The sequence below is a fragment of the Roseovarius sp. SCSIO 43702 genome (assembly GCF_019599045.1).
Classification (GTDB): domain Bacteria; phylum Pseudomonadota; class Alphaproteobacteria; order Rhodobacterales; family Rhodobacteraceae; genus Roseovarius.
The window spans coordinates 3,324,594-3,344,676 of sequence record NZ_CP080623.1; the positions used below are offsets into that span (position 1 = coordinate 3,324,594).

The following is a 20,083-nucleotide window of genomic DNA, read 5'->3' on the forward strand; positions in this document are numbered from 1 at the left end:
ATGCGCACTTTCCGTCTCTCGCTGGGCTCGCTAGTAGCAATGCCCCCTGCTCTTGTCACGATGAATAACCCCAAATGATGAACCAAGGGTTGACGGGCGTCGGGTTCCGGCCTGCGTGCGCTGGCGTCACGATCTGCGCGACTCACCTTCCACCGACGCGATACCGACATGGATACCGACACGATACCGACGTAGGGTGCGGCCCGTTAACCTTTGCGAGGATTTCTCATGCGCGCCCTTCTGCAACGCGTTTCGGACGCCCGCGTCGCCGTCGATGGCCGGGTGGTCGGCGAAACCGGCCCCGGCCTCCTGGTCTTCGTCTGCGCCATGCAGGGTGACGGCGAGGACGAGGCGCGGAAACTTGCCTCCAGGGTCGCCAGGCTGCGGATTTTCAGGGACGAATCCGGCCGGATGAACCGCGCGCTCCTGGATGCCGAGACCCCCTCGGCCCTTGTCGTGAGCCAGTTCACCCTCGCCGCCGATACCCGAAGCGGCAACCGCCCCGGTTTCTCGACCGCTGCACCCCCCGAGGAGGGCCGCCGGCTTTACCAGGTCTTTACCGATTGCCTCCATAACCTCGGCATCGCCACGCAGACCGGCGAATTCGGCGCCGACATGGCCGTCACGCTCACGAATGACGGCCCCGTCACGATCTGGCTGGATACTCAGTCATAGCCGAGCCGCGTGCGCATGAAAGCCAGCGCGACCTGAAGGCCGTCCGGCGCGATCCCGTGCGCGGTGCCCTTCATCACGTGGGCATAGACATCCTTCCACCCCGCGCCCTGCAACGCCTCCGCCGCCTCGGGCAGGGATTGCGGCGGCACAACGTCGTCCGCGTCCCCGTGAACGAGCAGCACCGGGGGCCGCACGACCACCTCGTCGGCCAGCAGGTCGGGCCGCAGGAGCCGCCCCGAAAACGCGACGATCCCGGCCACCGCGTCCTCGCGGCGCGGCGCCACGTGCAGCGCCATCATCGTCCCCTGGCTGAACCCGAACAGAAGAACCTGCTCGGGCAGCAGGTCCTCGTCCACCATCAGCGCATCGAGAAACGCGTTCAGATCCTCGGCCGCCGCGAGCAGGCCGCGCTCGGCCTCCTCCTCGCTCGAGCCATCGATCCACGGGATCGGAAACCACTGGTAGCCCGTGGGCATCATCGGGATCGTCTCGGGCGCATCGGGCGCCACGAACGCGGTGTCCGGCATATGCTCGCCCAGCACGTCCGCGATCCCCAGAAGGTCCGCCCCGTTCGCGCCATAGCCGTGCAGAAACACCACCACCGAGCGGGTCTCGCCCGATCGGGCCTCCCGCCGGCCCGCCTCAAGAACGCGCGTCATCTGATCCCTTCCCGTTGTGTTTCGACCCTGTAGTAGGCCCAGAGGATGCGCGCCGCAACCGATCTCCACGGGCGCCACGCCTGTGCCATCTCGCGCATCTGCCGCTCCCTCGGACGCTCCGGCAGGCCATAGAGCACGCGCGCCGCCTCCTGCAACGCAAGATCGCCATGCGCGAACACATCCGCCCGGCCGAGCGAGAACATCGCGTAGATCTCCGCCGTCCAGGTCCCGATCCCCGGCACCTCCACCAGCCGGTTCACCACCGCATCGGACGGCATCGCGCGCAGGCTTCGGAAATCGATCCCCGCCTCCGCCAGCGCGCGGGCATAGCGCATCTTCTGGCGGCTCAGCCCCACGGCGCGCAGGGCGTCCTCATCCGCGGCCGCGACCGCCTCGGGCGTCACCAGCCCGGCCGTCTCCATCCGGCCCCAGATCGCGCTGGCCGAGGCGACCGAAACCTGCTGGCTCACGATCGCGCTCAGAAGCTCGGCGAAACCCTCCGGCTTGCGCCGCAGCGGCAGCGGCCCCACCAGGCCGCGCGCCTCGGCCATGCGCGGGCAGAGCGCGGCCAGGGCCTCGGCCCCCTCTTCGACGTCCTCGGATGTCTCGATGATCCGCTCGCTCATATCCCCTCCAGCCAGTTCACCGCCGCGTCCACGCTCGTCACACAGGGCGCGTCCGGCGGCGCGGACCGCGCGATCATCGCCACGCGCAGCCCCTCCTCGCGCGCCGCGACCAACTTCGCCCGCGGACCCTCGCCGCCCGCGTTGCGCAGGATGAGCCAGTCGACCCCGAGCGCGCGGAAGAGCGCCCTTTCCCCCTCGACCGAGAAGGGCGCCGTGCCGTGCACGAACCCGCCGCGCGGAAGGGGAAAGGGCTCGTCGGTCGGTGTCAGGACGCGGCAATGGATCACGCTTTCACGCAGCCCCGCGAAGGCACCGAGGCTCTCGCGCCCCGTGGCGAGGAACGCCACTTCTCCGGGCTCGATCAACCCCGCCGCCGCCTCTGCATCCGGCACGATGGTCCAGCGATCGCCCGGTCCGGCCGTCCATTCCGGCCGTTCGAGCCGGCAATAGGGCACCCCCGCCTCCCGGCAGAGGGCCACCGTGCGGTGGGTTATCCGTTCCGCAAAGGGATGCGTGGCATCCATCACCGCACCGATCCCCTGCCCGCAAAGGAACGCGCGAAACCCGGCCCCGCCCCCGAATCCACCGGTCCGCACCGGCAGGCCCGTCTCCGCCGCGCGCCGATCCCGCCGCGCAAGCGACAGCAGCGCCGGCATCCCGCGCGCCGCGAGCACCGCGGCAAGCTTCAGCGCCTCACCCGTGCCACCCAGAACGAGAATGCTCATGAAACGCTCAAACCCAAGACCGACAGGAGGACCGCGAAGGCCATCTTCCGGCGGACTATAGGCGCGCTCCCCGCCTGCGCCAATCGCGAAACGCCGGGCGCCCTTGCGGCCTCCTCGAAACGGGCGTAGCACATCGCCCATGACCGATGTGACCTACCCCGACGACGACGCCCGCGCGCGTCGCAACGTGATCGTGCTGGTGCTCGCCCAGGCGATCCTCGGGGCACAGATGGCGATGGTTTTCGTCGTGGGCGGACTTGCCGGTCAATCGCTGGCCTCGAATGTCTGCTTCGCGACGCTGCCCATCTCGCTCATCGTGATCGGCTCCATGCTCTCGGCCAATCCGCTGTCATGGTTCATGCAGCGTGCGGGCCGCCGCGCGGGGTTCATGCTCGGCGCGCTCGCGGGTGCCGTCGGCGCGGCGATCTCGGCCTACGGGCTCTACCTCGCCTCCTTCCCGCTCTTCCTGCTGGGCAGTCTCGTCACCGGGATCTACATGTCCGCGCAGGGATTCTACCGCTTCGCCGCCACGGACACGGCGAGCGAGGCGTTCCGCCCCAAGGCGATCTCCTACGTGCTCGCGGGCGGGCTGGCGAGCGCGATCATCGGGCCGCAACTCGTCAAGGTGACGAGCCAGGCCATGGTGATCCCCTTCCTCGGCACCTACTTCGCGGTGATCGTCATCAACCTACTGGGATCACTGCTCTTTCTCTTCCTCGACATCCCGAAGCCCCCGGTCCCGGCCGAGGACGCGCCGCGCGGGCGCACCCGGTGGGAACTGATCAAGACGCCCCGCATCGCCGTCGCGGTGATCTGCGCCATGGTCTCCTACGCGCTCATGAACCTCGTGATGACCTCCACGCCGCTCGCCGTCGTGGGCTGCGGCTTCACCGAGGGCGCCGCGGCGGACGTGGTCACGGGCCACGTCCTTGCCATGTTCGCGCCGTCCTTCTTCACGGGCCACCTCATCGCGCGGTTCGGGGTCGAGAAGATCCTGGGCCTCGGCCTCGTGATCCTCGCCGCCGCGGGGGCCGTGGCGCTTCAGGGGGTCGACCTGGCCAACTTCTTCATCGCGCTCGTGCTGCTGGGCCTTGGCTGGAATTTCGGTTTCATCGGGGCGACCACCATGCTCGCCGGCGCGCATGAACCGCATGAGCGCGGGCGGATGCAGGGCCTCAACGACCTGCTGGTCTTCGGCGGCGTGACCGTCGCCTCGCTTGCCTCGGGGGGTCTGATGAACTGCTCGGGCGGCACGGCCGAGGCGGGCTGGGCGGCGGTCAACCTCGCCATGGCACCCTTCCTCGCGCTTGCCGGCGGCGCGCTCATCTGGCTGGTGATGCGGCCCAGGGACGCCTGAGCGCCGAGGGCGCCGCCACCTATTCGCCGAGCTTCTTGTGAACTTCCTCGAGGTCGATCTCGCCCACCGGCATCTTGTTCGACGGGTCTTCGCGGTCGTATTTGAACAGCTCGAAATCGCGCTTGTAGATCTCGTAGACCAGGTGCATCGACAGGTCGTCGAAGTAATCCTCCACCGGGTGCGCGCGCTTGGGCCCGTGCCCCTCGCTCTCGTTGAAGCGGGGGATCTTCTTGATGTCGACCTTCTTCGGCGTGTCGATCGCCTTAAGCACGTCGCTCATCCCGTCGTTGAACTTCTCGGTCCAGAAGATCTTGTCATAGGTCCCGCCATTCACGATGAAGGTCGAGATATGCCCCGACATGGCCGACCAGTGGATGTCGGGCTCCATCGGGCGGCGCCAGCGGATCGTGTCGCGCGCGAACAGAAGGAACCGGCGGAAGCTCTTGATCTGGTCGAACTCCTGCTTGCCATCCTCGCCGCCCACCTCGATCCCGTATTTCTGGATGAGGAGCGGAACGAGCTTCCCGCGATAGCGCTTGCCGTTGCGCTGGATGCCGCAGATCTTGTCGAAGAAGGAACTGAGGATGCGGGTATAGGGATTGCGCACGCAGGTGAACGCGTAGGACTTGTGCGACGTCACGTTCTCGGTGATGAGCGGCTGGCTCTCGTCGATGGCCCATTTGTGCATCCCCGACATGGCGTCGTGAATGTCACCGTCGAAGAACTCGCCATGATCCGAGTAATACATGATCTGACCGATGGTCGAGCAGGCGCATTTCGGCACGACCCGATAGACCACGCTTTCGCTTTCCGTCATCCACGTGCCGGGAAACCCCATACCCTGCCTCCAAACCGCCTCTTGGGCGCATTTCGCCCCAGCCGCGCCCTTCTTCCCAAAAAAGCTAATAATGCCTGTTTATTCAACGCTTATTCAGCACTATCACTGTAAACAATCCCGCAAACAAGGGCCAGTCTGTTTCCCGTATGGCAAAGATCGCGTATATTCTCCTGTGTCACAAGGACCCGGATGCCATCATCGGACAGGCCGAGATGCTGACGGCCGCGGGCGATTGCATCGCGATTCATTTCGATGCCCGCGCCAGCGCCACGGCCTATGCCCGCATCCGCGAGGCGCTGGCCGACAATCCCAATGTCGTCTTCGCGAAGAAGCGGATCAAATGCGGCTGGGGGGAATGGTCGCTCGTGCAGGCCACGCTCCACGCGGTCGAGGCCGCGGTCGAGGCGTTCCCGCGCGCCACGCATTTCTACATGCTGTCGGGCGATTGCGCGGCGATCAAGTCGGCGAAATACGCCCATGATTTCCTCGATGCCGAGGATGTCGACTATATCGAAAGCTTCGATTTCTTCGACAGCGACTGGATCAAGACCGGCATCAAGGAAGAGCGGCTGATCTACCGGCACTGGTTCAACGAGCGGAATCGCAAGTGGCTCTTCTACGCCTCCATGGGCCTGCAGAAACGCCTCGGCCTCTCGCGGCCGATCCCGCCCGACATCCAGGTCCAGATCGGAAGCCAATGGTGGTGCCTGCGGCGGCGCACGATCGAATGGATCCTCGATTTCACCCGCCGCCGGCGCGACGTGATGCGCTTCTTCCGCACCACCTGGATCCCCGACGAGACGTTCTTCCAGACCCTCGTGCGCCACCTCGTCCCCGAGGCCGAGATCAGGACACGCACGCTCACCTTCCTGATGTTCACCGACTACGGGATGCCCCAGACCTTCTACAACGATCACTACGACCTCTTGCTGTCGCAGGATTTCCTCTTCGCGCGCAAGATCAGCCCCGAGGCGGTCACGCTCAAGCAGCGGCTGGGCGCGCTCTATTCCGACGACGAGGCCACGTTCCAGATCTCGAACGAGGGGCGCTCTCTCTTCAAGTTCCTGACCGGGCGGGGCCGCATCGGGCGCCGCTTCGCCATGCGCTTCTGGGAAACCGAAAGCACGCTGGGCCGCGAGCGTGAGCTGATGATCGTGGTCTGCAAGAAATGGCACGTCGCCAAGCGGCTGCTCGACCGCATCCGCCAGGTCACCAACATGCCGGCGATCGAATACCTCTTCAACGAGGAGGCGACGCCGCTCCCCGACCTCGGCGGCATCCAGTCCACGATGGAGAAACGCCACCGTCACCGCCGCGCGCTCATGCGGATGCTTTTCGACTATTACGAGACCGATCAGCTCATCGTCTGCATGGACCCGGCCAATCTCGACCTGCTTCAGGATTTCTGCAGCGACCGCTCCGTCACCCGCCTGCTCGAGGTGCAATGCGTCTTCACCGACGACTACCTCATCGGCCACGCCATGCGCGTCGGGCTCGCCGGTGAGCAGACACCGCTCGAAACGCTGGAACGGCTCCTGCCCACGATCCGCTCCGACATGACCTTCGAAAGCGACCGGATCCGCGACGCGGGTTTCGAGAACCATTTCACCATGCGCGAGAGCGACAGCCCGGACGAGAACGCCGCCAAGATCGGCCGCTTCCTTGACATCCCCCCCGACAAGGCCCTTGAAATAGCGCGCACCGATTACCTGTTCGCCGACTGAGAAGGGGCCGACCATGGGCTACGAGTATGACGACCAGAATATCTTCGCCAGGATCCTGCGCGGAGAGATCCCCAACGACACCCGGCTCGAGACCGAGCACACGCTCGCCTTCAACGACATCAACCCGCAGGCGCCGGTGCACGTGCTGATCATCCCCAAGGGGCCCTATGTCTGCTACGATCACTTCGCCTCGCTCGCGAGCGAAGCCGAGATCGTCGATTTCACCCGCTCCGTCGCCGATGTCTGCCGGATGACCGGCGTGGCGCCGGGCTCGGGCGGCGAGGGATACCGCGCCATCGCCAACACCGCCGTCCATGGCGTGCAGGAGGTGCCGCATTACCACCTCCACATCCTCGGCGGGCGCAACATGGGACCCATGCTCTCGCGCCGCGACTGACGGGGAAGGCATCCACCCGGCCCGGATATTCGATCCCGGTCGGGCCTCACCCCTCCTCGATCTCGGTCTGGATCCAGCGGTCGCTCAGATGGATGTCGGTGGTCTCGAGCGGGCCGGGGCCGAGATTCTCGAACTTGTGCGGCACATGCGCGGGTCCCATCAGGATGTCGCCCTCGCTCGCCTCGATCACCTCGTCGCCGATGGTATAGAGCGCGCGGCCCCGGCGGATGATGAACACCTCGTCATAGGGATGAACGTGCAGGCCCGGCCCCGCCCCCACCTCGTCGCTCGAGAAGAACAGGACCGTGACGCCGGTGTCGAGCTGCGCGCCCTCGAAGCGGCCCTTCCACCGGCCCTCCTGCGCCTGCCAGTCCGCGGCCCGCAGACGTTTCGGCGCGCGGCTCATTGCGCGGCTTCCTTCGCCGCGACCGTCCGCGTGAGGCTCAGGAACACCTCCTCCAGGTCGGCCTCGCGGGTGCGCACGTCACGGATCGTGATCCCCGCATCGCGCACCGCGTCGAGCACCGCGCCCGCGTGCAGCTGACGCTGGTTGTAGCTGATCGAGAGCGTCCCGTCCTCGCGCGTCTCGACACTCATGCCTGCGGCCTCGGGCAGGCGGTCGACCGGCGTCTCGGGCGTCACGATCATCGTCTTCCCGTCGAGCCGTCCCAGCAGGTTCGCCGTGCTGTCGCGCGCCACCAGGTCGCCGTGGTTGATGATCGCGATCTCGTCGCACATCTCCTCGGCCTCCTCGAGGTAATGCGTGGTCAGGATGATCGTCATCCCGTCCGCGTTGAGCTTGCGCACGTTCTGCCACAGCATCTGCCTCAGCTCGATATCCACCCCCGCCGTCGGCTCGTCCAGCACGAGAATATGCGGATGATGCACCAGCGCCTTGGCCAGCAGCAGCCGCCGCCGCATCCCGCCCGAAAGCGTGCGCGCATAGGCGTTGGCCTTGTCCTCGAGCCCCACCAGCGCGAGGATCTCGTCGCTCTTACGGTCGCGCTTGGGCACACCGTAAAGCCCCGCCTGCACCTCGAGCGCCGCGCGCGGCGCGAAGAAGGGATCGAGGTGAAGCTCCTGCGGCATGACCCCGATCGCGGCGCGGCTCTGGCGCGGGCTCCGGTCCTGGTCGAAACCCCAGATCCGCACGTCGCCCGCCGTCTTGACCACGAGGCCCGCGAGAATGTTGATGAGCGTCGACTTGCCCGCGCCATTGGGTCCCAGCAGCCCGAAGACCGAGCCGCGCGGAATGTCGAGGTCGATACCCTTGAGCGCTTCCTTGGCGGGCGTGCGGCCAGATCCGCCATAGGTTTTCCTCAACCCCCGGATTTCAATGGCATTGCCCGACATCGCCCTCTTGCTCCTCATGGCCCGATCGCCCATATTCGCGGATACGTGATTAGCCGCCGAAAGGAAATGCCCCGATGGTCACAGCCGTGCCCGAAACGAGGATCGTCGATACCTACCGCGTCGCCTGTGACGGCGGCGAGGGCGCCCTGGGCCATCCGCGCGTCTGGTTGCAGATCCCGCGCGAGGAGGGCTGGGTCGAATGCCCCTATTGCGACGCGCGCCTCGTGCACAAGGATTTCGAGGGCAAGGTCTGATCCACCCCCAAACCCCCAGGGTATTTTCGGCAAGATGAAGGTGGCGGCGATCCTTCGGGCATGAGATATGTCGGGCGGTCGCTGAGCAGGGGGTAAGATCATGAGCACCGGATTCGGCAAGGGCTGTCATCTGCATCTCATCGACGGCTCGGCCTTCATCTTTCGCGCCTATCATGCGCTGCCGCCGCTCACGCGGAAATCCGACGGGCTTCCGATCGGGGCGGTCTCGGGCTTCTGCAACATGCTGCAACGCTATGTCTCGGACGATCACGGCCCCGATGCGCCCACCCATATCGCGGTGATCTTCGACAAGGGCAGCCACACGTTCCGCAACGATCTCTATCCCGAGTACAAGGCCAATCGCGAGGCGATGCCCGAGGATCTGCGCCCGCAGATCCCGCTCACCCGCGAGGCCACGCGCGCCTTCAACATCGCCTGCCACGAGATCGAAGGATACGAGGCCGACGACATCATCGCCACGCTCGCCTGCCAGGCGCGCGACCTGGGCGGGCGGGTGACGATCATCTCCTCCGACAAGGACCTGATGCAGCTTGTCGGCGGCGGGGTCGAAATGCTCGACGCCATGAAGAACCGCCGGATCGACGCCGAAGGCGTCGAGGAGAAGTTCGGTGTCGGCCCTGATCGCGTCGTGGACGTGCAGGCGCTGGCCGGTGACAGCGTCGACAACGTGCCCGGCGCGCCCGGCATCGGCATCAAGACGGCGGCACTGCTCATCAACGAATTCGGCTCGCTCGAGGCGCTTCTCGACCGTGCGGACGAGATCAAGCAGCCCAAGCGCCGCCAGACGCTGATCGACAGGCGCGAACAGATCGAACTGTCCAAGCGTCTCGTGCAGCTCGACTGCGACACGCCGCTCGACTTCTCGCTCGACGACCTCGAGGCGCGCGACCCCGATCCCGAGACCCTGCTGGGGTTCCTGGCCGAGATGGAGTTCCGCACCCTTTCGAAGCGCATCGCCGACGCGCTGAAAGTGGAGCCGCCGGTCATCACCGACGAGCCGCCGCAAGGCGCGGAGGAAGCCGCGCCCGACTGGCCCGGCATCGACCCCGACGCCTACGAGCGCATCTCCGACATGGCCGCGCTCGGGACCTGGATCACCTGCATCCGCGCGCAGGGCTTCGTCGCCATCGACACCGAGACCACCTCGCTCAACGAGATGCAGGCCGAGCTCGTCGGCATCTCGCTGGCGCTCGAACCGGGGCAGGCCTGCTACATCCCGCTGCGCCATCGCGACGGGGACGCGGACGATCTCTTCGGCACCGACGCGCTGGCCGACGGACAGCTCGACCGCGACGAGGTGCTGGCCGCGCTCAAGCCGGTTCTGGAGGATGAAAGCATCCTCAAGATCGGGCAGAACGTGAAATACGACGCCAAGATACTCGCGGCCCATGACATCGGCCTTGCGCCCTTCGACGACACGATGCTCATGTCCTACGCGCTGAACTCGGGCGTTCACAACCACGGGATGGACACGCTTTCGGAGCGCTATCTCGGCCACGCGCCCATTCCGATCAAGACGCTTCTGGGCACCGGCAAATCCGCCAAGACCTTCGACCGCGTGCCCATCGACGAGGCTGTGAAATACGCGGGCGAGGATGCCGACATCACCCTGCGGCTCTGGCATCTCTTCAAGCCGCGCCTATCGGCCGAGCGCGTCACCACCGTCTACGAGACGCTCGAGCGCCCGCTCGTTCCGGTCCTTGCCCGGATGGAGCGCGCGGGTGTCATGGTGGACCGCGACACGCTCAGCCGGATGTCGTCCAAGTTCGCGCAAAAGATGGCCGCGCTCGAGGCCGAGATCCACGAGCTTGCGGGCCGCAGCTTCAACGTGGGCAGCCCCAAGCAACTGGGCGAGATCCTCTTCGACGAGATGGGCCTCGACGGCGGCAAACGGGGCAAGACCGGCGCCTATGCCACCGGCGCCGACGTGCTCGAGGACCTTGCCACGCTGCACGAGCTTCCCGCCCGTGTCCTCGACTGGCGGCAGCTCTCCAAGCTCAAGTCGACCTATACCGACGCGCTCCAGGATCATATCGATCCCGGCACGGGCCGCGTGCACACCTCCTACGTGCAGACCGGCGCCTCGACCGGGCGGCTGGCCTCGACCGACCCGAACCTGCAGAACATCCCCGTCCGCACCGAGGAGGGCCGCCGCATCCGCGAGGCCTTCGTCGCACCCCGGGGCCGGGTGCTCGTCTCGCTCGACTATTCCCAGATCGAGCTGCGCATCCTCGCCCACGTCGCGGGTATCGACGCGCTCAAGCAGGCCTTCCGCGAGGGCCAGGACATCCACGCGATGACGGCGTCCGAGATGTTCGACGTGTCGATGGAGGAGATGACCCCGGAAATCCGCCGCCGTGCGAAGGCGATCAACTTCGGCGTCATCTACGGGATCTCGGGCTTCGGCCTCGCCCGGAACCTGCGCATCCCGCGGGCCGACGCGCAGGGGTTCATCGACCGCTATTTCGAGCGTTTCCCGGGTATCAAGGATTACATGGACGCGACCATCGCCTTCGGCAAGACGCACGGCCATGTCCAGACGCTTTTCGGGCGCAAGATCCACACGCCCGAGATCGACGCCAAGGGGCCGCGTGCGGGCTTTGCGCGCCGCGCCGCGATCAATGCTCCCATCCAGGGCACTGCCGCCGACATCATCCGCCGCGCCATGATCCGCATGCCCGACGCGATTCACGGGCTGCCCTGCACGATGCTGTTGCAGGTCCACGACGAACTGCTCTTCGAAGTGGACGAGGGCGCCGTCGACGAGGTGGTCGCCGCCGCGCGCGAGGTCATGGAAGGCGCCGCCGACCCGGTGGTCAAGCTCGACGTGCCGCTCATCGTGGACGCGGGACAGGGCGCGAACTGGGCGGAGGCGCATTGATCCTGCGGCGTCTTGCGACCTTCGCGATGTGCGCGACGGCGGCAGGCACTTGCGCGCTGGCCGACGACGTGACCTACGTGTCGTCCTACGGCGACGAATACAGCTACCAGACGAATGAAAACGGCGCGGTGCTCACCTCGCTCTATCCGAAGGCGTGGTTCATCGAAGGCGGCGCCAATTCGCGCATCGAGCGTGGCGCGGACGTGCTCTATCTCGGCACATCCTGCGATGCCCGTCACGGCGTGTTCGGCGATGGCACGTGGTGGTGGGCGAATGGCGGGTTCGGGGCGGATTTTCCGGGCCTCGAGATACGCTTTCCGCGCCAGGAGATCCGGGGTGATTTCGGCATGAACTGCCGCAAGTGACGGGGCCGGCTTCTCCGCCGTATCGGCGCGGCAACGGCGCTAGCGGTCCATCCAACCCAGCCCGTCCCCCGTGCGCCCGCGCGGGTGATACTCGCCGCTCACCACGCCCATGAACCCCTGCGCCTCGAGCAGGTCGAGGAAGGCGCCCTGATCGTCGGGCTCGTGCCGGTCCTCGACGCCCGCGACCTGAACGTGAAAGACCCGATGCCCCACCTCCGCCCAGGTTCCCGCCACGTCGCCCGTGATGCGCGCCGCGTGGTAGGCATCGAACTGGAGGCCAAGCGTCGGCGCGCCCACCTCGTCCAGCAGATCGCAGGCCAGCGCGAAATCGCCCAGGAAATAGCCCGGCATGTCATCCGCGTTGATCGGCTCGATCGTCAGGCGCTGCGCCCCCGCCTCGGCCACGGCCCAGCGCAGGTTGTCCACGAAGGTGGTCCGCGCGGCTCGGCCCTCGGCCAGCCCGGCCATGACATGGACGACCTCGGCCCCGAGCGCCCGCGCCCATGTAAGCGCCGCGCCGAAACCCTCGCGAAACCGCGCCTCTGCCCCCGGCACGGCGGCAAATCCCCGTTCGCCGGCCGCCCAATCCCCGGCGGGCGTGTTGATGAGCGCAAGCGGCATCTCGGCCGCGCGCAACGCATCGCGCAGCGCACGCACGTCCTCGGCATAGGGGAACAGTATCTCGACCGCGTCGAAGCCGTCGGCGCGGGCCGCCGCGATCCGCTGCGTCAGCGGGCGATCCGGGTAGAGAAGCGAGACATTCGCGCCAAGGCGCAGCTTGCGACGGCTCAGCTCGGCATCTCCTCCGAGGGGATGAAGCGGAAGAACACCCCATCCGACCACACCCCGAACCAGCCCTCGTGATGCGCGCCCATCTCGACCAGGCGGTAGAAGCTCTTGCGGTCGATCAGCGCCTCGAGGTTGCGGCGCACGTTGACATAGGGCGCGGGCTCACCGCTCTCGCCGTCGCGTTCCACCCGGATCGGGTGTTCGGGGCCGGCGACGACCCGGTCGCCCACGTTGGTCTCGAAGATCAGCGCGCGCGCCTCGCCCGCGCCCTCGGCTTCGACATCCACCGCGACGAAGGGCGCGTCCTCGACCGTGATGCGCCATTTCTCGACCGGCGTGACGAGGAAGTAATCCTCGCCCTCGCGCTTGAGAATGGACGAGAACACCTTGACCAGCCCGCGCCGCTCGATCCGCGCGCCCTCGTGATACCATGTGCCGTCGCGGGCGATGCGCATGTCCATATCGCCGCTCAGCGGCGGGTTCCAATCCTCGACCGGGGGGCCGCCCTTGGCCTGTGCCGCACGGGCCGCGTCGGCAAGGCTCTCGGCTGACGTGGACGTGATCGGTTCCTTGCTCATTGCTTTTGCCATTTCCAACACAAGGTTTACAGTTGCTCCAGAGGATATAGCGCAGCCGGAGATTTTGCCATGAGTGACGACACCGACCTTGTCGCGGAGATCGAGAGCCTCGAGGGCAAGCTCGCACAGGCGCGCGCCTCGATCACGCGCGCCTTCATCGGACAGGAGCGCGTCGTCGACCTCTCGCTCTCGGCCCTTCTGAGCGGCGGGCACGGGCTGCTGATCGGGCTTCCGGGGCTCGGCAAGACGCGCCTCGTCGAAACGCTGGGCACGGTCATGGGCCTTGACGCCAACCGCGTGCAGTTCACGCCCGACCTGATGCCGGCCGACATTCTCGGCTCCGAGGTGCTCGAGACCGGCGCCGATGGCAGCCGCGCGTTCAAGTTCATCGAGGGCCCGATCTTCTGTCAGCTTCTGATGGCCGACGAGATCAACCGCGCCAGCCCGCGCACGCAATCGGCCCTCCTTCAGGCCATGCAGGAACGGCAGGTGACGGTGGCGGGCCAGACCCGCACGCTCGCGGCGCCGTTCCATGTCCTCGCCACGCAGAACCCCATCGAGCAGGAAGGCACCTACCCCCTCCCCGAGGCACAGCTCGACCGGTTTCTCGTGCAGATCGACGTGCCCCATCCCGACCGCGCGACCGAGGCGGCGATCCTTCTCGCGACGACCGGCGCGACCGAGCAGGTCTCGCACAGGGTCTTCACGCCCGAAGAACTCATCGAGGCACAGCGGCTCCTGCGGCGAATGCCCGTGGGCGAAGGCGTGATGGACGCGATCCTCGACCTGGTGCGTGCCTTCCGTCCCGGCGATCCGACCGCCCCCGACGCGGTGCGCGCATCGGTCGCCTGGGGGCCGGGGCCGCGTGCGGCACAGGCGCTCATGCTCACCGTGCGGGCCCGCGCCCTTCTCCAGGGGCGGCTCGCGCCCGACGTGACCGACGTGGCCGCGATGGCGCACCCGGTGCTCACGCACCGCATGGCGCTCTCCTTCGCGGCACGGGCGCAGGGTGTGAACCTCGCACAGCTCATCACCGACACGACCGAGAACGTCACCCGCGCCGAGGCCGCCGCGTGACGGATGCCGCCGCCCTCCGCTCGCGGGCCGAGGCCGAGGCCGCGCGGCTTCCGGCCCTGCTGGCCCGGGCCGAGCATCTGGCGGGCACGGTCCTCATGGGCGAACACGGGCGCCGCCGCGCCGGGCAGGGCGACGATTTCTGGCAGTATCGCCCCGTTCAGCCGGGCGATTCCCGCCGGCATATCGACTGGCGCCGCTCGGCCCGGTCGGATGCCGAATTCGTTCGGCAACGCGAATGGCAGATCGCGCAGAGCGTGATGATCTGGGTCGATCAGGCCGCCTCCATGCGCTTCGCCTCCACCCCCGACCTGCCGCGGAAATCCGACCGCGCACAGCTTCTGGCGCTGGCCGCGGCGATCCTGCTGGTGCGCGGCGGCGAACGGGTCGGGCTCACCGGTCACAACCTGCCGCCCCGGCGCGGCATGGGGCAGGTCGCGCGCATCGCCACCGCGCTCCTGGCCGAGGATGCCGAGGATTACGGCACGCCCGACCTGGCGGGGCTGGTGGCGCAGGGCCACGCGCTCTTCGTCTCGGACTTCCTTGGCGACCTCGGCACCATTCGCGCGGCGCTCACCTCCGCCGCCGACCGGGGCGTGCGCGGCTGCCTTCTGCAAGTGCTCGATCCCGCCGAGGAAAGCTTCCCCTATCGCGGCCGCACCATCTTCGAGAGCGTCGGCGGCACGCTGGCCCATGAAACCCTCAAGGCCAGCGAACTGCGCGACCGCTACCTCGACCGTCTCGCCGCCCGCAAGGACGAGCTTCGGGCGATCTGCGCGTTGACCGGCTGGCGCCACTTGTGCCACCACACCGATGCGCCCGCGCAATCCGCGCTCCTGTGGATCCACGCCGCGATGGCAAGCGGGCCGGGGCGGGACGCGGGGCGATGACACTCGGTCCCATCGCCTTCGCGACGCCCTGGCTTCTCCTGGCACTCGCGGCACTGCCGATCCTCTGGATCCTCCTGCGCGCCGTGCCGCCCGCGCCGATCCGCCGCCGCTTTCCCGGCGTCGCGCTCCTTCTTGGCCTGCGCGACGACGACAGCGTGACCGACCGCACGCCCTGGTGGCTCCTGCTGCTGCGCATGCTCGCCGTGGCCGCGGTGATCATCGGCCTCGCCGGGCCGATCCTCAACCCCGACCGCCAGGCCGACGCCGCGCGCACCGGCCCGCTGCTCATCCTCACCGACGGAAGCTGGGCCAGCGCACGCGACTGGCCCGCCACCCGTGCAAGGCTCGACACGATGCTGGCCGAGGCGGGCCGGGCCGGCCGACCCACCGCGCTCGTGCAACTCTCGGCCCCTGACGAGATCAGCTTCCAGGCCGCCGAAACCTGGCGCAGCCGCCTCTCGGGCCTCGCCCCCCATCCGTGGGAGCCGTCGCCCGAAATGACCGCCCGCTTTCTCGCCGCGCTGCCCGATGGTTCGCTCGAGACGCGCTGGTTTTCCGACGGGATCGCCCGCGAGGACCGCGACACCCTGCTCGACGCGCTCGAGGCGCGCGGCCCCGTCACGATCCACGAAGGCGCGCGCCCGCTCCTGACCCTCGCGCCGCCGGTGATCGAGGACGCGGCGCTCTCCGTCACCGCAACGCGCCTCCTGCCCGGCGCCGAGCAGACCGTCACGGTCACCGCCCACGGCACCGACCCCTCCGGCACGCCCCGCGCGCTGGCAAGCCTCCCGCTCACCTTCGCGGGGGGCGAGACCGAGGCCACCGGCGCGCTTTCGCTGCCCACCGAACTGCGCGCGCGCGTGACACGGTTCGAAATCGACGGCCAGGGCCACGCGGGCGCCGTCACGCTCACCGACGATGGTCTCACCCGGCGCGAGGTGGCGCTCGTTGCGGGCCGCGCCGACCGCGAAGGGCTCGAACTTCTGTCGCCGCTCCACTATCTCGAACAGGCGCTCGCCCCCACGGCCGAACTGCTTTCGGGCGCGCTCTCGGACGTGCTTCCGGCCAATCCCGGCGTGATCGTGCTGGCCGACGTCGCCACCCTCTCGGGACAGGAACAGGCCGATCTGCTGGCCTGGACCGAGGCCGGCGGCACGCTCCTGCGCTTCGCGGGTCCGCGCCTCGCGGCCTCGGACGTCTCACGCGATGCCGAGGCACCCCTCATGCCGGTGCGCCTGCGCTCGGGCGGACGCACCGTCGGGGGCGCCATGAGCTGGGGCGAGCCGAAGGCGCTGGCGCCCTTCCCCGAGGACAGCCCCTTCCACGGCCTGCCGATCCCCGAAGACGTCACCGTCACCTCGCAGGTCATGGCCCAACCCGACCCAACCGTCGCCCAACGCGTCATCGCCGAACTGGCGGACGGCACGCCTCTCGTGACGCGCAAGCGCGTGGGCGCGGGGCAGGTGGTGCTCTTTCACGTCACCGCCAATGCCGAATGGTCGACCCTGCCGCTCTCGGGGCTCTTCGTGCAGATGCTCGAACGCCTCTCCGTCACCTCGGCCACCGGCGAGACGCTGCCCCCCGACCTCGCCGACGCCTCGTTCCAGCCGGTGACGGTGCTCACCGCGTCGGGCCGCCCCGAGGCGGGCGACACGCTTCCCGGCGTGACCGGCGCGCGCCTTCTGGCCGAGCCGCTCGGCCCCGATCTGCGCCCCGGCGTCTACGAGGGGCCGGATCGCCGCGTCGCGCGCAACGTCCATGACGCCGACCGCGTGCTCGCGCCGGTCCGCTGGCCGGCAGGCACGCCGGTCGAAAGCCTCGCGCGCGCGGCCGAAACGCCACTCGGCGGATCGCTCCTCGCGGCGGCGCTCGTGGCGCTCATGGCCGACATCATCGCCTCCCTGGCGCTCTCGGGCCGCCTCTCGCCGGCCCGCGCCCGCCTGTCCGGTGCGCTGATCGCCCTGGCGCTCGGCCTCGCCCTCGCCGCACCCTCCCCCGCCACCGCGCAGGACCGGACGGCCCCCGAGGAACTCGCCCTCGCCCATGTGCTGACCGGCGACAAGCGGCTCGACGACCTCGCCCATGCGGGGCTCACCGGCCTCGGCCAGACGCTCTTCTTCCGCACCTCGGTCGAACCCGACCCCCCCGTCGGCGTCGATCTCGAAACCGACGAGCTCGCCTTTTATCCGCTGCTCTACTGGCCCGTCACACCCGAGCAGCCCATCCCCTCGGATGCCGCCTATGCCCGGCTCAACGACTATCTGCGCACCGGCGGCATGATCCTCTTCGACACGCGCGACGCCGATATCGCGGACTTCGGGGCATCGTCGAAGAACGGCGCGTGGCTCCAACGCCTCGCCGCGCCCCTCGACATCCCCCCGCTCGAGCCGGTGCCGGCCGACCACGTCCTCACCCGCGCCTTCTACCTGCTGCAGGACTTTCCGGGCCGCTACATGGGTCGCCCCGTCTGGGTCGAGGCCGCCCCGCCCGACGCCGAGCAGATCGAGGGGATGCCGTTCCGCAACCTCAATGACGGCGTGACACCCGTGGTGATCGGCGGCAACGACTGGGCCGCAGCCTGGGCGGTCGATGGCGTGGGCAACCCGCTGCTGCCCGTGGGCCGCGGCTTCGCGGGCGAGCGGCAGCGCGAACTGGCGCACCGCTTCGGCGTCAACCTCGTGATGCACGTGCTGACCGGCAACTACAAATCCGACCAGGTGCACGTGCCCGCCCTTCTCGACAGGCTCGGGCAATGACGGCCGAGATCATCTTCGACCCGCTCCTGCCGCTCTGGCTGGTGGCCGCGCTCGGGGGCATGGCCCTCACCGGCGTGGCGCTCGCCCTCTGGCGCGGGCTCTCGGGCTGGGCCTGGCGCGGGCTCGCGGCGCTCGTGGTGATCGCGGCCCTCGCCGGTCCTGTGTTTCAGCAGGAAGACCGCGCGCCGCTCTCCGACATCGTGCTCGTGGTCGAGGACCGGAGCGCCAGCCAGTCGCTCGCGGACCGCGCGGCCCAGACCGGGTCCGCCGCCGATGCGCTGGCCGCCCGCCTGTCGGCGCGCGAGGGGACCGAGGTGCGGCGCGTCACCGTGCCGGACGGGCCCGACAACACCGGCACCCTCGCCATGACGGCGCTCGCCGAGGCGCTGGCCCGCGAACCGCAGGGCCGCGTCGCGGGCGTGTTCCTGCTCTCCGACGGGCGGGTGCACGACCTCGACCGCGCGCCGGGCCTGCCCGCCCCCCTCCACCTCCTGCTCTCGGGCGAGGAGGACGACTGGGATCGCCGCCTCGTGGTCGAGAACGCCCCCGCCTTCGCCATCCTGGGCGAGGAGGTGACGCTCACGCTGCGCATCGAGGACACGGGCGCGACACCCGCGTCCGAGGCGGGCGATACGGTGCCCATCGACATCTCCGTCGACGGGGCCGAGCCGCAACGCTTCACCATCGAGAAAGGGCGCGACATCGACGTGCCGCTTCGCCTGCCCCATGGCGGACGCAACGTGCTGCAATTCTCCACGCCCGCGGCAGAGGGCGAGCTGACCGACCGCAACAACAGCGCGCTGGTGCAGATCAACGGCGTGCGCGACCGGCTCTCGGTCCTGCTCGTCTCGGGCGCGCCGCATCCCGGCGGCCGCACGTGGCGCAACCTGCTGAAATCGGACAGCTCCGTCGATCTCGTGCATTTCACCATCCTGCGCCCCCCCGAGAAACAGGACGGCGTGCCGGTGGGCGAGCTGTCGCTCATCGCCTTCCCCACCCGCGAGCTCTTCCTCGAGAAGATCGAGGATTTCGACCTCATCATCTTCGACCGCTACAAGCGGCGCGGCATCCTCCCCGCGATCTACCTCGAGAACGTGCGCAACTACGTCGAGAACGGCGGCGCCGTGCTCGTCGCCGCCGGCCCCGACTATGCGTCGGCCGACAGTCTCTTCCGCTCTCCGCTCGAGGCGATCCTGCCCGCCCGCCCCACCGCCCGCGTCGTGACCCGACCCTACAGCCCCACCGTCACCGATCTCGGCCAGCGGCATCCCGTCACCGCCGGCCTCGCCTCCGAGCACGAAGGTCCCTGGGGTGACTGGCTGCGCCAGATCGAGGTGACGGATCCCACCGGCGACGTCGTCATGTCCGGCGCCGACGACCGCCCGCTGCTGGTCCTCGACCGGGTCGAGGAAGGGCGCATCGCGCTCCTCGCCTCCGATCACGCCTGGCTCTGGAACCGTGGCTACGAGGGCGGCGGACCACAGCTTGAACTCCTGCGCCGCCTCGCGCATTGGCTGATGAAGGAACCCGAACTCGAGGAAGAGGCGCTCTGGGCCACCGCCACGGGCCAGTCCATGCGCATCATCCGCCGGTCCCTCGGCGAGGCGGTGCCGCCCGTCACCATCACCACCCCCTCGGGCGATACGGTCGAGGTTCCGCTCTCCGAGACCACGCCCGGCCGGTTCGAAGCCACCTACGAGGGGCCCCAGATGGGCCTCTACCGGCTCGAGAACGGCGAGCAGACCGCGGTGATCGGTCTCGGCCCGGCGGCCCCCGTCGAATTCGAGGAAACCATCGCCTCGGGTGCTCCGCTCGCGCCTGTGATCGAGGGCACGAATGGCGGTGTCGCGGCGCTCTCGGACGGTCTGCCGCGGATCCGCGAGGTCCGCGCGGGCCGCCCCGCCTCCGGGCGTGGCTGGCTCGGGATCACGCCGCGCGGCGCCTACCAGACGCTCTCCGTCACCCAGACCGCGATCCTGCCGCCCTGGCTCGTGCTGCTGCTCTTCGCCACGCTCATGCTCACCGGCTGGCTGCGCGAGGGCCGGAGATAGTCACCGCCCCCGCGTGGCCGCGACGACCTTCGCCTGCCACCCCCTTCTTCTTGCCCATGAATATCCGGAT

Annotated in this window: 19 protein-coding genes; 11 read left to right on the top strand and 8 right to left on the bottom strand. The window is 68.6% G+C overall.

Going from position 1 to position 20,083, the window contains the following annotated elements; translation table 11 throughout:
* Window positions 1–228 precede the first annotated feature (228 nt).
* The gene (dtd, locus tag K1T73_RS16290) at window positions 229–675 is read left to right on the top strand and encodes a D-aminoacyl-tRNA deacylase (RefSeq protein WP_220601708.1); all 447 of its coding nucleotides are present in this window, start codon (window positions 229–231) and stop codon (window positions 673–675) included.
* Here dtd and K1T73_RS16295 read toward each other — a convergent pair.
* Genes K1T73_RS16295 through K1T73_RS16305 form a run of 3 tightly spaced genes read right to left on the bottom strand, consistent with a single transcriptional unit; the run spans window position 666 to window position 2,685 of the window.
* Window positions 666–1,334: an alpha/beta hydrolase gene (locus tag K1T73_RS16295; RefSeq protein ID WP_220601709.1), complete on the bottom strand. Its 669-nt coding sequence runs from the start codon at window positions 1,332–1,334 to the stop codon at window positions 666–668. The two genes, dtd and K1T73_RS16295, sit on opposite strands and share 10 nt — an antisense overlap.
* Window positions 1,331–1,960 (bottom strand): DNA-3-methyladenine glycosylase, encoded by a 630-nt coding sequence (locus K1T73_RS16300; RefSeq protein WP_220601710.1) that lies wholly within the window; start codon window positions 1,958–1,960, stop codon window positions 1,331–1,333. Before K1T73_RS16300 ends, K1T73_RS16295 begins: the two co-directional genes overlap by 4 nt.
* The gene (locus K1T73_RS16305) at window positions 1,957–2,685 is read right to left on the bottom strand and encodes a cobalt-precorrin-6A reductase (RefSeq protein ID WP_220601711.1); all 729 of its coding nucleotides are present in this window, start codon (window positions 2,683–2,685) and stop codon (window positions 1,957–1,959) included. The genes K1T73_RS16300 and K1T73_RS16305 overlap by 4 nt, the downstream gene beginning before the upstream one ends.
* 139 nt (window positions 2,686–2,824) lie before the next feature.
* On the opposite strand from K1T73_RS16305, the gene K1T73_RS16310 reads away from it, so the two are divergent.
* Window positions 2,825–4,042 (top strand): MFS transporter, encoded by a 1,218-nt coding sequence (locus K1T73_RS16310; RefSeq protein WP_220601712.1) that lies wholly within the window; start codon window positions 2,825–2,827, stop codon window positions 4,040–4,042.
* 19 nt (window positions 4,043–4,061) lie between these two features.
* Here the strand turns inward: K1T73_RS16310 and K1T73_RS16315 are convergent, their stop codons facing one another.
* On the bottom strand, window positions 4,062–4,880 hold the full coding sequence (locus K1T73_RS16315) for a sulfotransferase family protein (RefSeq protein ID WP_220601713.1): 819 nt from the start codon (window positions 4,878–4,880) through the stop codon (window positions 4,062–4,064).
* A gap of 146 nt (window positions 4,881–5,026) precedes the next feature.
* On the opposite strand from K1T73_RS16315, the gene K1T73_RS16320 reads away from it, so the two are divergent.
* Both K1T73_RS16320 and K1T73_RS16325 read left to right on the top strand, forming a co-directional pair.
* The gene (locus K1T73_RS16320) at window positions 5,027–6,604 is read left to right on the top strand and encodes a DUF5928 domain-containing protein (protein WP_220601714.1); all 1,578 of its coding nucleotides are present in this window, start codon (window positions 5,027–5,029) and stop codon (window positions 6,602–6,604) included.
* A gap of 13 nt (window positions 6,605–6,617) precedes the next feature.
* Window positions 6,618–7,001, top strand: coding sequence for an HIT domain-containing protein (locus K1T73_RS16325; protein WP_220601715.1), 384 nt, complete (start codon window positions 6,618–6,620; stop codon window positions 6,999–7,001).
* Between the two features lie 46 nt (window positions 7,002–7,047).
* Here the strand turns inward: K1T73_RS16325 and K1T73_RS16330 are convergent, their stop codons facing one another.
* Window positions 7,048–7,407, bottom strand: a complete 360-nt coding sequence (locus K1T73_RS16330; RefSeq protein ID WP_220601716.1) for a cupin domain-containing protein — start codon at window positions 7,405–7,407, stop codon at window positions 7,048–7,050.
* Window positions 7,404–8,354: an ABC transporter ATP-binding protein gene (locus K1T73_RS16335; RefSeq protein ID WP_220603790.1), complete on the bottom strand. Its 951-nt coding sequence runs from the start codon at window positions 8,352–8,354 to the stop codon at window positions 7,404–7,406. Before K1T73_RS16335 ends, K1T73_RS16330 begins: the two co-directional genes overlap by 4 nt.
* A gap of 74 nt (window positions 8,355–8,428) precedes the next feature.
* Between K1T73_RS16335 and K1T73_RS16340 the strand changes: the two genes are divergently transcribed.
* From K1T73_RS16340 to K1T73_RS16350, 3 genes are all read left to right on the top strand, one after another.
* Complete coding sequence (locus K1T73_RS16340; RefSeq protein WP_220601717.1) at window positions 8,429–8,608, top strand: zinc-finger domain-containing protein; 180 nt, start codon at window positions 8,429–8,431, stop codon at window positions 8,606–8,608.
* Window positions 8,609–8,708: 100 nt separating this feature from the next.
* On the top strand, window positions 8,709–11,510 hold the full coding sequence (polA, locus tag K1T73_RS16345; protein WP_220601718.1) for a DNA polymerase I: 2,802 nt from the start codon (window positions 8,709–8,711) through the stop codon (window positions 11,508–11,510).
* Window positions 11,507–11,875 (top strand): hypothetical protein, encoded by a 369-nt coding sequence (locus K1T73_RS16350; protein ID WP_220601719.1) that lies wholly within the window; start codon window positions 11,507–11,509, stop codon window positions 11,873–11,875. The genes polA and K1T73_RS16350 overlap by 4 nt, the downstream gene beginning before the upstream one ends.
* A gap of 39 nt (window positions 11,876–11,914) precedes the next feature.
* On the opposite strand, the gene K1T73_RS16355 is transcribed toward K1T73_RS16350, so the two are convergent.
* A complete protein-coding gene (locus tag K1T73_RS16355; RefSeq protein WP_259400325.1) occupies window positions 11,915–12,718 on the bottom strand; it encodes a hydroxypyruvate isomerase family protein in 804 nt (267 codons plus the stop codon).
* Window positions 12,664–13,242, bottom strand: a complete 579-nt coding sequence (locus K1T73_RS16360) for a DUF1285 domain-containing protein (protein ID WP_220601720.1) — start codon at window positions 13,240–13,242, stop codon at window positions 12,664–12,666. The genes K1T73_RS16355 and K1T73_RS16360 overlap by 55 nt, the downstream gene beginning before the upstream one ends.
* Before the next feature lie 69 nt (window positions 13,243–13,311).
* On the opposite strand from K1T73_RS16360, the gene K1T73_RS16365 reads away from it, so the two are divergent.
* The 4 genes from K1T73_RS16365 to K1T73_RS16380 are packed head-to-tail and all read left to right on the top strand — an operon-like array spanning window position 13,312 to window position 20,013.
* Complete coding sequence (locus tag K1T73_RS16365) at window positions 13,312–14,319, top strand: MoxR family ATPase (RefSeq protein ID WP_220601721.1); 1,008 nt, start codon at window positions 13,312–13,314, stop codon at window positions 14,317–14,319.
* Window positions 14,316–15,206 carry a DUF58 domain-containing protein gene (locus tag K1T73_RS16370; RefSeq protein ID WP_259400327.1) on the top strand — a complete coding sequence of 297 codons (891 nt, stop codon included), beginning with the start codon at window positions 14,316–14,318 and terminating at the stop codon, window positions 15,204–15,206. Before K1T73_RS16365 ends, K1T73_RS16370 begins: the two co-directional genes overlap by 4 nt.
* Window positions 15,203–17,962 carry a DUF4159 domain-containing protein gene (locus K1T73_RS16375; protein ID WP_220601722.1) on the top strand — a complete coding sequence of 920 codons (2,760 nt, stop codon included), beginning with the start codon at window positions 15,203–15,205 and terminating at the stop codon, window positions 17,960–17,962. Before K1T73_RS16370 ends, K1T73_RS16375 begins: the two co-directional genes overlap by 4 nt.
* Complete coding sequence (locus tag K1T73_RS16380) at window positions 17,959–20,013, top strand: hypothetical protein (RefSeq protein ID WP_220601723.1); 2,055 nt, start codon at window positions 17,959–17,961, stop codon at window positions 20,011–20,013. The genes K1T73_RS16375 and K1T73_RS16380 overlap by 4 nt, the downstream gene beginning before the upstream one ends.
* The last annotated feature ends 70 nt before the right edge of the window (window positions 20,014–20,083 follow it).

Bases quoted from the DNA above. Each gene is read 5' to 3' on its own strand.
- dtd (WP_220601708.1), top strand. From the start codon at position 229: ATGCGCGCCCTTCTGCAACGCGTTTCGGACGCCCGCGTCGCCGTCGAT.
- K1T73_RS16295 (WP_220601709.1), bottom strand. From the start codon at position 1,334: ATGACGCGCGTTCTTGAGGCGGGCCGGCGGGAGGCCCGATCGGGCGAG.
- K1T73_RS16300 (WP_220601710.1), bottom strand. From the start codon at position 1,960: ATGAGCGAGCGGATCATCGAGACATCCGAGGACGTCGAAGAGGGGGCC.
- K1T73_RS16305 (WP_220601711.1), bottom strand. From the start codon at position 2,685: ATGAGCATTCTCGTTCTGGGTGGCACGGGTGAGGCGCTGAAGCTTGCC.
- K1T73_RS16310 (WP_220601712.1), top strand. From the start codon at position 2,825: ATGACCGATGTGACCTACCCCGACGACGACGCCCGCGCGCGTCGCAAC.
- K1T73_RS16315 (WP_220601713.1), bottom strand. From the start codon at position 4,880: ATGGGGTTTCCCGGCACGTGGATGACGGAAAGCGAAAGCGTGGTCTAT.
- K1T73_RS16320 (WP_220601714.1), top strand. From the start codon at position 5,027: ATGGCAAAGATCGCGTATATTCTCCTGTGTCACAAGGACCCGGATGCC.
- K1T73_RS16325 (WP_220601715.1), top strand. From the start codon at position 6,618: ATGGGCTACGAGTATGACGACCAGAATATCTTCGCCAGGATCCTGCGC.
- K1T73_RS16330 (WP_220601716.1), bottom strand. From the start codon at position 7,407: ATGAGCCGCGCGCCGAAACGTCTGCGGGCCGCGGACTGGCAGGCGCAG.
- K1T73_RS16335 (WP_220603790.1), bottom strand. From the start codon at position 8,354: ATGTCGGGCAATGCCATTGAAATCCGGGGGTTGAGGAAAACCTATGGC.
- K1T73_RS16340 (WP_220601717.1), top strand. From the start codon at position 8,429: ATGGTCACAGCCGTGCCCGAAACGAGGATCGTCGATACCTACCGCGTC.
- polA (WP_220601718.1), top strand. From the start codon at position 8,709: ATGAGCACCGGATTCGGCAAGGGCTGTCATCTGCATCTCATCGACGGC.
- K1T73_RS16360 (WP_220601720.1), bottom strand. From the start codon at position 13,242: ATGAGCAAGGAACCGATCACGTCCACGTCAGCCGAGAGCCTTGCCGAC.
- K1T73_RS16365 (WP_220601721.1), top strand. From the start codon at position 13,312: ATGAGTGACGACACCGACCTTGTCGCGGAGATCGAGAGCCTCGAGGGC.
- K1T73_RS16375 (WP_220601722.1), top strand. From the start codon at position 15,203: ATGACACTCGGTCCCATCGCCTTCGCGACGCCCTGGCTTCTCCTGGCA.
- K1T73_RS16380 (WP_220601723.1), top strand. From the start codon at position 17,959: ATGACGGCCGAGATCATCTTCGACCCGCTCCTGCCGCTCTGGCTGGTG.